The organism is Halorubrum sp. 2020YC2 (genome assembly GCF_018623055.1).
Classification (GTDB): Archaea; Halobacteriota; Halobacteria; order Halobacteriales; family Haloferacaceae; genus Halorubrum.
Map to the genome: position 1 here is coordinate 1483376 of NZ_CP076019.1, position 12950 is coordinate 1496325.

General features: G+C 52.3%; 13 protein-coding genes and 4 pseudogenes. 8 read left to right on the forward strand and 9 right to left on the reverse strand.

Annotation, left to right across the window (positions count from 1 at the left end):
• Window positions 1-7 precede the first annotated feature (7 nt).
• On the forward strand, window positions 8-1180 hold the full coding sequence (locus tag KI388_RS15315) for an ATP-binding protein (RefSeq protein ID WP_251133236.1): 1173 nt from the start codon (window positions 8-10) through the stop codon (window positions 1178-1180).
• A gap of 5 nt (window positions 1181-1185) precedes the next feature.
• A pseudogene (locus KI388_RS15320) lies at window positions 1186-1290 on the forward strand (7-cyano-7-deazaguanine synthase); the annotation flags it as partial.
• Between the two features lie 534 nt (window positions 1291-1824).
• On the opposite strand, the gene KI388_RS07345 reads toward KI388_RS15320, so the two are convergent.
• A complete protein-coding gene (locus KI388_RS07345) occupies window positions 1825-2130 on the reverse strand; it encodes a hypothetical protein (RefSeq protein WP_215088668.1) in 306 nt (101 codons plus the stop codon).
• Window positions 2131-2439: 309 nt separating this feature from the next.
• On the reverse strand, window positions 2440-2724 hold the full coding sequence (locus tag KI388_RS07350) for a hypothetical protein (RefSeq protein WP_251133232.1): 285 nt from the start codon (window positions 2722-2724) through the stop codon (window positions 2440-2442).
• 151 nt (window positions 2725-2875) lie between these two features.
• Here KI388_RS07350 and KI388_RS07355 point away from each other — a divergent pair, with 151 nt between their 5' ends.
• From KI388_RS07355 to KI388_RS07360, 3 genes and pseudogenes are all read left to right on the forward strand, one after another.
• On the forward strand, window positions 2876-3415 hold the full coding sequence (locus KI388_RS07355) for a hypothetical protein (RefSeq protein WP_215088669.1): 540 nt from the start codon (window positions 2876-2878) through the stop codon (window positions 3413-3415).
• A gap of 3 nt (window positions 3416-3418) precedes the next feature.
• Window positions 3419-3876: pseudogene (locus KI388_RS15325) on the forward strand (hypothetical protein).
• Window positions 3877-4025: 149 nt separating this feature from the next.
• A pseudogene (locus KI388_RS07360) lies at window positions 4026-4340 on the forward strand (7-cyano-7-deazaguanine synthase); the annotation flags it as partial.
• 162 nt (window positions 4341-4502) lie between these two features.
• Here the strand turns inward: KI388_RS07360 and KI388_RS07365 are convergent.
• Window positions 4503-5126: a hypothetical protein gene (locus KI388_RS07365; protein WP_215088670.1), complete on the reverse strand. Its 624-nt coding sequence runs from the start codon at window positions 5124-5126 to the stop codon at window positions 4503-4505.
• A 754-nt stretch (window positions 5127-5880) separates the two neighbouring features.
• The gene (locus tag KI388_RS07370; protein WP_251133237.1) at window positions 5881-6234 is read right to left on the reverse strand and encodes a hypothetical protein; all 354 of its coding nucleotides are present in this window, start codon (window positions 6232-6234) and stop codon (window positions 5881-5883) included.
• A gap of 188 nt (window positions 6235-6422) precedes the next feature.
• Here KI388_RS07370 and KI388_RS07375 point away from each other — a divergent pair, with 188 nt between their 5' ends.
• The gene (locus KI388_RS07375; protein WP_215088672.1) at window positions 6423-7130 is read left to right on the forward strand and encodes a LuxR family transcriptional regulator; all 708 of its coding nucleotides are present in this window, start codon (window positions 6423-6425) and stop codon (window positions 7128-7130) included.
• 262 nt (window positions 7131-7392) lie between these two features.
• On the opposite strand, the gene KI388_RS07380 is transcribed toward KI388_RS07375, so the two are convergent.
• On the reverse strand, window positions 7393-7830 hold the full coding sequence (locus KI388_RS07380; protein ID WP_215088673.1) for a hypothetical protein: 438 nt from the start codon (window positions 7828-7830) through the stop codon (window positions 7393-7395).
• 452 nt (window positions 7831-8282) lie between these two features.
• Here KI388_RS07380 and KI388_RS07385 point away from each other — a divergent pair, with 452 nt between their 5' ends.
• Window positions 8283-8528 (forward strand): hypothetical protein, encoded by a 246-nt coding sequence (locus KI388_RS07385; RefSeq protein ID WP_215088674.1) that lies wholly within the window; start codon window positions 8283-8285, stop codon window positions 8526-8528.
• A 686-nt stretch (window positions 8529-9214) separates the two neighbouring features.
• On the opposite strand, the pseudogene KI388_RS15330 reads toward KI388_RS07385, so the two are convergent.
• The 4 genes and pseudogenes from KI388_RS15330 to KI388_RS07400 form a co-directional block, all read right to left on the reverse strand.
• Window positions 9215-9411, reverse strand: a pseudogene (locus KI388_RS15330) (IS5/IS1182 family transposase); the annotation flags it as partial.
• Between the two features lie 446 nt (window positions 9412-9857).
• Window positions 9858-10547 carry a 7-cyano-7-deazaguanine synthase QueC gene (gene queC / locus KI388_RS07390; RefSeq protein WP_215088675.1) on the reverse strand — a complete coding sequence of 230 codons (690 nt, stop codon included), beginning with the start codon at window positions 10545-10547 and terminating at the stop codon, window positions 9858-9860.
• 94 nt (window positions 10548-10641) lie between these two features.
• Entirely contained in the window at window positions 10642-11418 is a 777-nt protein-coding gene (locus KI388_RS07395) for a 7-carboxy-7-deazaguanine synthase QueE (RefSeq protein ID WP_215088676.1), read from the reverse strand.
• A complete protein-coding gene (locus KI388_RS07400) occupies window positions 11418-11879 on the reverse strand; it encodes a 6-pyruvoyl tetrahydropterin synthase family protein (RefSeq protein ID WP_215088677.1) in 462 nt (153 codons plus the stop codon). The genes KI388_RS07395 and KI388_RS07400 overlap by 1 nt, the downstream gene beginning before the upstream one ends.
• A gap of 179 nt (window positions 11880-12058) precedes the next feature.
• Between KI388_RS07400 and KI388_RS07405 the strand changes: the two genes are divergently transcribed.
• On the forward strand, window positions 12059-12718 hold the full coding sequence (locus tag KI388_RS07405; protein ID WP_215088678.1) for a queuosine precursor transporter: 660 nt from the start codon (window positions 12059-12061) through the stop codon (window positions 12716-12718).
• The last annotated feature ends 232 nt before the right edge of the window (window positions 12719-12950 follow it).

Below are 12950 nucleotides of genomic sequence, written 5' to 3' on the forward strand. Positions count from 1 at the left end.
GCCCGCCGTGTTCAGACACGCTCTCGTTGCGGGCTCGACCGGGAAGGGGAAGACCCACTTCACGAAGAACGTCTTACGACAGTTCGTCTCTGAGAAGCGCTATCCGATTCGTCACCACGATACAGGTGAAGAGGAACAGCGACGGCTCAATCTCGTTATCATCGACCCCGAAAACGAGTACTGGGAGATGCGTGAGGACAACGACGCTGTCGTGAACAATGACGCGGTCCAACACGAGCTCCGCCGACACAACATCAAGCACGGTGGCGTCGACGACCTGAATGTTTTCGTCCCGCAGGTTGCTGGCACGAATGCCCCCTCGACGATGGAGAGCCGTGAACTCTCTATCCCCTTCGAGATCGTTCGTGGCCGGCCTGAAATGCTGATGCCGTACAAGCCGACAGAAGTAACACGTGGCGCAATCGAAGACTGTATCAACGCGTACTTTTCGTGCTTCGATTCACAGGGTGGCTACCCGGATCGCTCCGTGAACCGTCCGAAGTACGTTGATTTCCTCGAGTTCCTTGACGAGCACGATCACGACGAGAGCCGGCTACGCGAGGAGAACAATATTGCCGGAGGAACGTGGAGTGCAGTGAATCGGCGTGTTGACCGTGACACATTCCGGCAGGTGTTCGATCAGGGAACTGCGTTCCTCCCGGACATCTCCGATAGGGTGTTCCGCGAAGGGCAGGTGACGGTGATCCCAACGAGTCACCTCAACGGCGGGAAAGAGAGTCTCACCGTACTGTCGATCCTCTCGTACATCATCGAGAACAAGATCGATGATTATCAGGTCGACCCGGCGGTTCGTGACACGCCGATGCTCGTCGCGGTTGACGAGGCGCACAATTACTTAGCGAGTGCGAGCAGCCTCCGCGAAGAATACATTCTCCGACGGGCGCGCGTCGCTGTCAAGCAGGGCCGGAAGTACAAGCTTGGACTGTGTCTCATCACACAGAATCCGGATGACATTGACGACGACGTGATCAAGCAAATCAATACGAACATCTTCCTCGGCCTGAAGGCGGAGGTCGTCGATGACGTGCCCTCGATCCCTTCCGAGTTCAAGAAAGATCTTCCGAACTTCGGCAAAGGACAAGCCGTCGTGAAAGCACCGGATGTAGAGGCCGTTGAAGTGAAAGGCCTCCCATACTGCGTAACCAGACACGGTAACTGACGATTCCGACGTGCGGGACGCGTGATACGTGTGCGTTCCGGCTTGAGGCGTTTCGGAATGCTGGGTCACGCGATCCGATTGGGTATGCTGAGCGGGCGGAGGTCTCGTAGTCTATCGGTCAATACGAGTCCACCCTCCTGGCTTCGTTGAAATCGTGTTCCTCAGACATATTCTCGTCTGAAACAGTCGATTACTGAACGGTGCCTATTAGCCCTGATAACCCTACCGGCTCAAAATAATATTCTGAAGGCTGTGCGAGATACAGGGAGGGCATGCAGTACACGACCTGCTTGGTACTTATGCGACTGTACTGGATTTTCTAGCGGCGAATTGGCGGCCCCGCCGGAGGATGACGCCGGTCCCAAACGCGATGACGCCAAGTACTAGCGCCAACGGAACCCACATCTCCCACGCGCCGACTCCGCTAAATGATAGCGGAAGTGTAACGGGAGATGGCTGATCGAGGTGAAGCCACCAGTGGTACGCCAGTCTGGCGATTACTGGTGCCAGTATGAAGATTACGCTGATCACGAGCCCACTACAGAGCACGTATTGACTATCGATTGACTGGCATGATCACTCAATCTATCGTTCAGCACGACCTCGTTCTGGCTTACGCAGAATGTAGCTGTAGGGTATGTTATCTAAGAAATTTTTGATATATAATTAACTGAGTCATAGCTTTTTTCGCTTATTTTCTGTCCCGTGTAGTTTTCGCCATCGTACACTCGAATCATAAGGGACGCTCCGGAAGTCGGACTATCAAGCGCAAATTCAACTTTAGTATAATGCCCTTGTTCTGGATGATTTTTCTTTTCAGCAAAAATATTGAGAGCACCGTCAGTTGGAATCACCTCGGTTACAGTTAATTCGACATCCAACTGCCCTATTGTGATTTTATCGCCTGTTTCAATTGACTCTCCGACCTTGCGTAACTCACTATCGTTCATACAACAGCGCAAACATTCCACTAAGGATGTATAAACCCATATCTTGACTGAGAGAGGCGTAGATCATTCAAATCACTCTCTCTGTATATACAGGTGAAACCTATCGGCTGATTCAGATGCCATTTTGAAGGAAATAACGTAGTTCCCGTGCTGACTACACCCTCTGTATCGGTTAGCCCGCTACTGACAGCTGTCTGGGAGTTTGTTGATACCATGCTGGATAGATTGTGCGAGACAGTCAGCAAAAGGTGACCTCACTTGAGGAGTCAGGTCGGGAACTGCAAAGGCAGATTGATTGGGGATTGATGACTACGACTCGAACGATGCTCCGACTCCGTCAGCAATCGCTTGGAGATCGGCCTTCCGGAAGGTGGAGTCGTCGGCCGCCTCGGGCGACTCTGCGATGCCGACGTGCGCCCGGATGAGTCGGCGCATCTGCGGTGTTGAAGATTGCCCCGCCTCGCTGCCATCGACTCCGAGTGCCTCACAAATAGCTTGTAGCTCCTCCTTCGTGAACGACGCCTTGATTTCCCGTTCGAAGCGGCCCGTCGCCACTCGAATCGCGTTTTGAAGTTCTTGGACGGTCGGACTCATGACTCTCCACTCTCCGCTTCTCCCCCTCAAAGTTCCTACTCAGTGGCAGCGTCGGGATGTCGTCGTCGTGGAGTTCTCGCAACCCACGAGCTGATTCGATATAGAACGAATAGTCTCAACCTATATTAAGATACAGTCCGAACGGTGTAGTATGACCGGAGACGAATCGAATTCGAAGGGTCTGATGGAACGCCAAACGACGGGTGAAGATCGTGTGCGGATGACCGCCAGACAGTTGTCGGAGCCGCGGACGGCCAACTGGGTCGCTTCCGAAGCGGACTGGTCACACGAGCCAACCAAACGCGTGCTTGAACGCCTCGTCGACGATGGTATTCTCCATCGTGACGAAACCGGTACTCACACGACGTACTACCCTGATTATCGCCGCCAAGCGATGCAGGAGGCCATGCGGCTTCGAGACAGCGGGCATACTGTCGAGGAGCTCACGGACCGTCTCGCCGAGATGAAGACGCAGATCCGTGACTGGGAGGACGAATTCGGCGTTGAGTCACCGAACCAGCTTCGCGGAACGCTCGCTGACGAGTCCCTTGACGCTGACGAGGAAGACCATCGCCGTGAGGTCGCCCGTGAGTGGGAGCACCTTCAGCGACGTATCCGGATCGTCGGCTTCGCTATCCGCGAATGGGACTTCCTCGCTCCGACGACAGAGCCTGCCGAGGCCAACAGCTAACGGATGTCTGTCCCGCATCCCGGTGGTGATCCGAATACGAACCTCTATGCACAGCTAAAACGGGATGTCCTCGATCGTGTGCCACAGATGTCGACAGTCGAGTTCGTTCCGGATGACATCGGGGCCACGCAGCTGCGAGCGATGTTCGATCCGGCTCGTCTTGATCCCCGACAGGCCCTGAGTCACCAGCACTAACCGTCAAGTGGTATCGACAGGACCCAGACGATTGGTTCCGTATCAACTATACTGACTCGAACACGGGCTTTCACGCCGGCTGGCATCAAGATGAGGATCATCCCGATCTCGGGCAGGCGCATTTTCAGTACTCAACCGCCACTACTGAGGACCGATGGGGGATCACATTCAAACACGAAACTCCCTCTCTGATCCTCTGGGAAATCGTCGAGGAACTTCTCGAGGATGTCCGTCCTACCTACCAATACGCGAACGACGAATCATGACTCCCGGTGATACCTCGAAACCGTCCCGATCAATACTCGTGAGATCCTTAGAGCGCTACCTATAGGACAAGGAGAAAGATCGTAGAGGCGAGTAGATCTGTTCAACGTGAGGTTCGAACATGTGACCAGAAACTGGCTGTGAATTGGCAGCGTACTCCAAGACTTTCTCCGGATGCCCTGATTGTTGCCCGAAGTTTTTCGATGCGTTTCAGAACGTGATCGATGTCGGGACAAAACCGGAGACGGAGATTGAGTTGAAAGCGCCGTTCGTTGAGTGGTCGAAAACGGAGATCGCAGAGCGCGGCTTGGAGCTCGGCGTGCCGTACGAGATGACGTGGTCATGCTACCGCGACGAGGAGCCGGCGTGCGGGACGTGTGACGCGTGTGCCTTCCGGCTTGAAGCGTTCCGGAACGCGGGGTCACGCGATCCCATCGAGTATGCTGAGCGGCCGGAGTTTTCGTAATTCATACGCTAAGAACCACATCAGCTTCATATGCCCAATTTTAGACGGTCAAAATTATTTTCTATAAATCGTTAATTCGGTCCTACAGTTTCCTGCTGGCAGGTATGACCGCAAGTTATACCAACCGTGTTGATTGCTACTATACCTGGTGTATTTCTAATATTAAAAAAAGCTAATAAGAATCGATCTGATCTTCTCCCAATAGTATCCAAATAAAATCAAGCTAAGAACGCCAAAGACTGCTCGTAATATCCATGGAGCCCACTGTTCCTGTTTAATCACGCTGATAAAAGAGTCTATAGTGTCATATTTTTTGTCAAGTTCATAGTCAATAATAAGTCTCTCAATCTGCCACCAAATCACCATTAGACTAATACTTAGCACTAACACAGGAATCTCTTGCTCAGCTACAACTGACCGATCTGGAGGATTCAAAATCAAATAAGATATTGATAGAAATGAAATAAGTAAGATATTACCAATATATGAAAACTTTTTGCGACGTCGATTTATTTTGTTGTTGACTTCTAGTTCTGTCTCAACGCTATCTTCACTAGCACGAGCTAGCTTTTCAACCTCAAATACAAGCGGATCATCGTTACCAATCTCTTCTTTCAGCAATTCTCTTAGCCTTTCATTCTCCTCTCTCTTTCTCTCAAGATCCTCCTCGATTCGATTAAGGTGATCTGTCAGTCTGCTGATCTCACCTTCTACAGACTTGTTCTTGCTCTTGAATTCAGATGAAGACTCGTCAGAATTCTCTTCACTTTCTGAGAATTCGTCCATAAAAGAGACAATCTGCGAACAGTTGTTAGTTTGATGGACGAGGAGCCTCTTGGTATTTTTGTATTTCAGAATCTTTCTTTACTTTGGAGTACTGCCGCTTGATTTCTTCCTGATCATCAATAAGAATATCATGCTCTTCAAGAAAAACTCTCCCGGCGGGACTCAATTCATAAAAAGTGTAGGGTAAGTCACGACGGCGATCGGACATTGGTAGTTTATTCTTCTCAACAACCCCTGCATCAACTAGTTTGCGTAAATGCTCATCTATTGTTGCCTTCTTTTGCTTGGGTTCATATACTCAAATTCACTCATAGAAACGCTCTCCCCAGGGTGGCCAATTATATCTTGGATAAGGTTCGCACGCGTCTTTTGGGTAACAAGACGCATGATTTCTCGCTTAGTTCCTTTTAGATCCTGCATGTAATCTTTAGTCTCTATTTGCCCGTTCTCGTCTTCGTCTTTTCCAAGAATTTGGTGTGACGTGATGACCATTATGGGAATAGCGCTATGGTTTGGTCTATAGTCACTTATTCTTTTGGCCTAGACCAAACTGGTTGTAGCCGATTTGGTCTGGCCCATGATAAGATATAATACTTCACTCATAATTAAAATTTTTAGGTGAAATGTGTGGCCGATGGTGATGGAGGCTCTGAACAAACAGGACAAATAAGTCCTGAACAGTATGAAAAAGAAAAAACAGAGCGTTCTGAAGACCTTTGACTGACAGCGTTGTATGAGCTGAAATCAGAATGGGTTAGAACTCCTCCTGTAATTTGTCCATCTTACATTGGACACAGAGGTCATCGAAAAAGCAGGAGATATTATCGTACGGGCAGTCGCGGTCCTCGACGTTGACTGATAGGCGACGCTTTTCGTTTTTCCAAATCGACTCCCAGACGTCGATGTCCATGTCGGCTGGGCTGAAGACCACGTCTTGCTCTCGGTCGATGATTTTCGCGGTGGTGACCTCGTGTTGATGTTCTTTGACGAGCGTTATCGCCTCCGTGTAGGATGAACACGGGATCACTCGTGTATCGGCATGGTCATCAAGGAGTTTCACTCTGATTCGCCCGCCATACTCCTCGGTGGGCTCTATGTAATTTGTCATGACACGGGAGTTCTCAAACCCCACGCAAAAGCATTGGTGCCCGGATGTCTGTCTGTTACGGGACTTATGACTAAGAGATTGGGCTAAAACGGGAAGGTTCAGTCTTGCGACTTTACGACTAAGTGTACTGTTACAGTGGATCGATTTACAATAGTTTAAGTCAATACATGAGGGCTAGCTTCAGCGCAATGAATCAGCACGATCAGTTTACAGAACAGGGCAAATATACAATGCATCTTCAGGAACACACACCACTCTCTGAGCAGCAAGCAAAGATACTTGCGCTCCGGAAAATGGGAAACACTACCGAAGAAATAAGCGATCAGCTCGGTGCGCATCCAGAAGTCGTTGAAACAATTTGGAATGACGTGCTTGAACAGTGGAATCTTGCCCAAAATCTCTGTGGGATAATGGGGCCAGATTCTCGAAGGGATGGGGAAAACCGCAAAAAGAACGTTTTTGACGACTCACCTTGGAGACTCCTGACTTCTGGTGGAATGAGTTACTCTGATGAAGATCGCAGCCGTGTTGAGCTTGAATTATATGAATGGGGAACCATACCGGGATACAAATTCCTTCTGATCGAACGCGAAATTTCAGACCCTACCTACGATAGTATGGAGACTACGGAGATTCGAAGTATACATTCTAAAGATGGGCTCCATACATATATTTATCATGATGCGGACACGCTTGACGAAGTCTACCTACGTGTCGCGTTGCTACATGAGGCTGGTATTGATCCGAATTCAAAGTACGCGCCACTAACGAGAGACCTAATTGGTCGAGAAATTACTGAAACTGAACGGGAAGAGGCTCTGGCGCTGTGGCTGAGCAGAGTTACAAAACACTGGTCAGGTGATATTCACATCGGAACTGAAATAAGTTCTAGCTAAAGCCATCCGTTTGACTCTGTTGGAGAGTCTGGCCGTTATCGTATATCCACTCAACGTAGTACTTGTTGTGACTCTCCTCGCTTTACCCTGTTGGGTAATGATCAAGGTGCCCAGTTTCGCTTTCAGGCATGTGATGTCTGTTAATATCGTCTACAGCAACAACTGGCTACACACGCTTAGTTAGATGGTTCCACAGTATTAGCGTACGAGAGTTCAACAGATCAGTAGAGTAAGCGTTGCGCCATTGCTAAGCCCAAAGGGGTCAGCTTTGTACCTTGATTTGTTCGCCGATGAAATAGCTACTCTCTGCTTGGAGCCGAACACGGTATTCTTCGCCCGCGTTTCCGTTTTCAACGTGGATGTGCCGCCCTTTGTATTCAGCAATCGCGTTCCCGCTTCCGCTGATACGGTCGACAGTGACTGTTACTTCAGTCCCCTCAAGTTCGGACATTGAGGCGGGCTTTGAGCTGTTGGATTTCTTATTCTGTTTCGACTTCGATTTCGACTCCGACTGCTGGGATGAGCGTTTGTGCTCTTCCTGCGACGTTACTTTCCCGTCAACGATAACATTCGTCCCTTTGCGGGCCCGGTCATGGAACGTTCCTTCACTGTCACCGACTGTTCCTGGTGCTGAGTCACCGACATCATGTGCTGGGTCTTGGCGGTGACCGTAGCCGTAGCGGTCCTCATTCGAAGCCATACGCCTAATTATATGTTGTTGAACTTAATGGTATGTGTTACCAATCCGCTGTGGACGGCGGCTACAGACTGATGTTCCGGAGTCGCCCCATTTCGTTGAGATACTCGTGAAGTTGGGCGTATACATCAGCAGAACTCTCGTCAGGAGATTTGTGGTCTGCAACTGTGGAAAGGGTCTCCCAGTTTCCGACGAACACAAGTCTACGTCTTGTCCGAGTGAACCCGACTGTCAGCCGGATTCTTCAATGCGTTCTAGCGACTGATCTAGGGAAAATCTGTCCCAGTTGAAAACTGCGTGTTGCTGTTGGCGTACCCAATGAATGGACGAAGAATGTTGTTCCGCGTGATTTTATTTTCGACTCGATTGACGTTACCGATAACGATGTGTTTAGATTTCGAGCTTCTTGTATATACAGCGACAAGAATTATATATTGTTAGGTTGATAATGTGGTGTGGGTTCTAGAGACAATACTGATGCTAACGGCTGGCAATACCGCGGAGGAGACGGGCACATCATCGGCGAGTCCATGCCAGGCACGTTCGGTGATTCCGAACGCGTCATCCATGATAAGGATGGTCAGACACCCACGTACGACGGTAATGACTTCGAGGTTCCCTCGCATGAGCATCTTCAGGAGGAAACAACCGAAGACAACGGCCTCGGTGTAGACGAACTCGTTCGTCGACTCCGACAGTAACCGTCTCCTCGGACTGACCGAGGACCGAGCACTAATTTGTTGCCGGTCCTTGATTCACTTATTTTGCCGTAAAACCGTCTTTGTTAGTTGGTTTGGTTTTCTCGTCGTCCCGGTAACCATCAGATTGCGTTTCTAAGACTGGTGGAAATGTCGTGCGTTGGAATTGAATCTGTTTCCCCAAGAGAGATCTACGGTCCCTGTCATGTATTAATTAGCCAAGAGAAAGTACGGCACATTGTAGATGTGACCTCCTCCTCGCCGTAAACGGCGAGGCTTCCCACGGCACTACACCGCTGGGTTGGGATATTTGCTGGTTCACGGCCTGTCGGCATGACAGGCCGATGGCGGGGCCACACCGCCGTTACTCCTATCCCGGCAGGGGACTCGGAGTTATCTTGACCGAGACACCACAGCGGTTCGAGAGTGTGTCTCGAACGTTCTGGGCCTCGGAGTCCCGATATTGTGCATTTGAGTGGGCGGTGTGACCGCCTCGGTGTACGTCATGCTACGATACACTATTAGTTAAATATCCGTATTGTTGCTGAACGTAGGTTGTGGAGGCGATGTCGGATTCACGCCCGCCGTGAACGGCGGGATTCTCTCCTCGAAGAAAGATAGCCTGTTCAAGTATTTTTTGACGTGTTCGTCGTCGTATCTGAGACACGGAGCAACGCTAGCCAGATTCATGTTTTCAACTGGTCGAACGATTTGTATGTTGTGCTGTAGCCCGAGAGATCGTCGTGATCTAAACTGAGTGCGTCGCGGGTCTCGGGAGTGCACTCAGCCGATTCGGTGTTTCTCTGCGTTTGTGGTCGTCCTTGAGTCGGGGCCCGTCTAGAACAACGTGCTTCCGGCTGGCGGGGTCACCCGCGTGCTCCTACAACGCCTGTTAGAATTTCTCTTTTGAGGAGCGATCTTATCGGTCGATTTTACGGGTTTAGAAGGGTGTAGCCGGGAGATCGAATCTAGCATGGAAATCGATATCCTCGTCTTCATCCGATTTGTGCTCTGTATTCAGCAGTCGGCTCTTGTCAGAGTTAAAGGATTTCAACAAATCCCACCCTTTGTATCAAGTTGGATATTACAGGCGTCCGCGTAAGCTACTGAGCTCATCCTCTCTGCGGAGCGATCCTCGGGTCGTATCTTTCCGGTTGATCAACTTTCTTTCGTCTCTGACGTGCTCGTCGGGGTCATCAAGCAGTTCCTTGGTGACCCCGACGCTGATCTTCGGTCATACACGTGTATGCGCAGAGCAATATGATCACAGTGTGGTCACCTGTAGTTTCAACACAGAGTCCCGAGAGTGTGGAGTAGATCCTGACCGCCAGACTACGAGAACTCCGGCCGCTCAGCGTACGCGATCGGATCGCGTGACCCAGCGTTCCGGAACGCCTCAAGCCGGAACGCACAGGCATCACACGTCCCGCACGCCGGCTCCTCGTCGCGGTAGCATGACCACGTCATCTCGTACGGCACCCCGAGTTCCAACCCCCGCTCGGCGATCTCTGTTTTCGACCACTCGACGAACGGCGCTTTCAGCTCAATCTCCGTCTCCGGTTTCGTGCCGACATCGATCACGTTCTGAAAGGCATCGAAAAAGGCCGGACGACAGTCAGGATACCCAGAGAAATCCTCTGAGTGCGCGCCGATAAACAGCGCCTCCGAATCAGTCGCCTCCGCGTACGACGTCGCCATCGACAACAGGTTCGCGTTCCGGAAGGGGACGTACGATGTCGGAATTTCGTCGCTTTCCATATCCGCGTCAGCCACATCCATCTCTTCGTCCGTCAGACTCGATGCCCCAATCTGCGAGAGATGCCCCGTCTCGATATGGAGGAAGTCAGCCGCATCAACCTCCTCAGCGAGCGCCTGTGCGCACTCGTACTCTTTGTCTTCCGTACGCTGCCCATACGACGTGTGGAGGAAGTACGGCTCGTACCCCTGCTCAATCGCCTCGTATACCGCTGTCGCACTATCCATCCCGCCGGACACCAGAATGACCGCGCTTTTGTTGCTCATGTCTGCTTGGTTGCGTCGAATCGATTATCGCTCTGTTCACCACACCGCACTCGCGGCACCACACGATCTCGACCAGGCTGTTTCTGGGCGACGCTCATGTTCCCGGTGCGTCGTTCCACAGGTCCACGTGCAGTCGCGGCGTGTACCGGTAGCCGTACTCCATCGCTAACTCGGCGACCTCGCTTCGCGTCCCATCGAGTTGCTCCCGAGTCATGCCCTCCGGCATCAACAACACGTCATCATCGGCGACGGTCGTCGCCGTCGCTTCTCGCACCCGCTCAACCAGGTCCGTGATCTCTGGGAGATCCGACTCGTCGGTCACGACGAACTTGAGTTGGGTCTCGTACGCATCGACCATCTGGGAGAGCGCATCCATGTCGATCCGATTCTGTTCGTGTTTCTCCTCCCACTCGCCCTCCCCCTTCGGGTCACGCTCCGGTGTCGGCGTGCTGCTCGCCAGCTTCGGGCTGATACTCGCCAGATCGATCGGCGCGTCCCGGTAGATCGTCCCATTCGTCTCAACCGTCGCGTGATACCCCTCTTCGTCGAGCCGTTCGAGGAGTTCGACGGACTCCTCGTGGATGAGTGGCTCGCCGCCCGTGAGTACGACGTGGCCAGCCTGCTCGTGTGATTGAACCTCCTCCACGATCGAATCGACGTCGCGCCACGCGCCGGTCGGCTCCCACGACGTATGGTAGGAATCACAGAACCAGCACCGCAGGTTACACCCAGACGTCCGCACAAAGACTGAGGGGACGCCTGCGAGCGTTCCTTCGCCCTGCAACGAGTAGAACACCTCGTTGATCGGAAGCCCCTCACCAGCCGCGTCAGCGTCCGTTGTGGGCTCCTCGACGTCGCTTGCGACCGGCATTAGTAGGTCGCACAGAGCTCGCCGGTTTCGCTCACCGACACGGAGACGTCCGAGACGGTGTCTGGGAACTCATCGAGCATCCGTTGTTCGAGGAGGACGCTCATCACCTCTGCCGTTGGTGGGTGATCGAGGACGACGAGGGCGTCACCGTCGCCTGACGCTTCGAAGGCCTCGACGAGTGGATCGCCTTCTTCGACGAGGAATCGATGATCCCAGGCGTCGATGACCTCCGTGACGTCGCCTTTGTCGACGACCCAGCCCTCTTCGGTGAGTTCGCCGCTTACCTCGACGGTGATCTCGTAGTTGTGGCCGTGTGGCCGCGAGCACTTCCCGTCGTGGTGGAGGATTCTGTGGCCCGAGCTAATTCGGATGGGATTGTCTGCTCCGATGTGGAGGGTTCGTTGGCCTGCTTCCTGAAGCACATCTGCTTCGGATTCGTCTCTTGATATACTCCGAGCCATACTCGAAGAATATTCGGGGAATATATAAAGATTGAGTTTCGTTACTTCATCGATGGAACAGCAACACCACTCACGATCGTCTCTCCGCCGACTCTCTCGTTGTCTCCCAGTATCCACCCTGGCCGAGCCGCGACACAGCAACGCACGCAGTTGTACGATCATAGCCGTGGTGACAGTTGATGCAGACTGAAGATACTCGCGCGATTTTCACTGCCGTGTTCGCCGGTTCAATCGTCCTCGCAAACGTCCTCGCAGCGAAACTCACGTGGATTGAGCTTCCCGGGCTCGGCGGCGTCGCGGTCCCCGCCGGTTTCGTTGCGTTCGGCGTGGCGTACCTTGCTTCAGACTTGCTCGTTGAGTACCACGGGAAAGAGTACGCGGCGACCGTGGTCAACGGAACCGTCGTTACGCTTGTCATCGCGTATGCGCTCGTGTTCCTCGCCATTTGGATGCCGTCTGCCCCGTTCTACGGCGGCCAGGAAGCGTTTGTGTCGACGCTTGGCGGCTCCGCATCGATTATCCTCGCCTCCGTCGTCGCGCTCGCGTTCGCCCAGCACCTCGACGTCCGACTCTTCGCCAATCTGAAGAGTCGCACTGCTGGTCGGCATCGCTGGCTCCGGAACTGCGGCTCCACGGCAATTAGTCAGGGTGTGGACACGGTCGTGTTCATCACACTCGGGTTCGCCATCTTTCCGGCACTCGGCCTTGGCGGGGACCCGACGTGGGGTTGGGCGCTCGTGTCGATTGTTGCTGGGCAGTACATCGTCAAGTTGCTTGTCGCGCTGATTGATACGCTGCCGTTCTACGCCGTTACGGAGTTCGTGGAGCGGCCGACCTGAGATACGATATATACTGAATGAAGACCAATCTCTGATGCTGAATGGAAGCATAATATCGAGCTCGGCCTTCGAGACGCGCGTTCGACGTGGTATAATAGACAAATGAACTCAAAACTACAGGCTGCTCAATAGCAGATTGGTATTATCGAGATCAATTCATTTCTACTTTCGCAGACGGAATCCGATCTTCAGATATTCTAGTCGGGAAAAGATATAAGTCACAGCTGAGCTT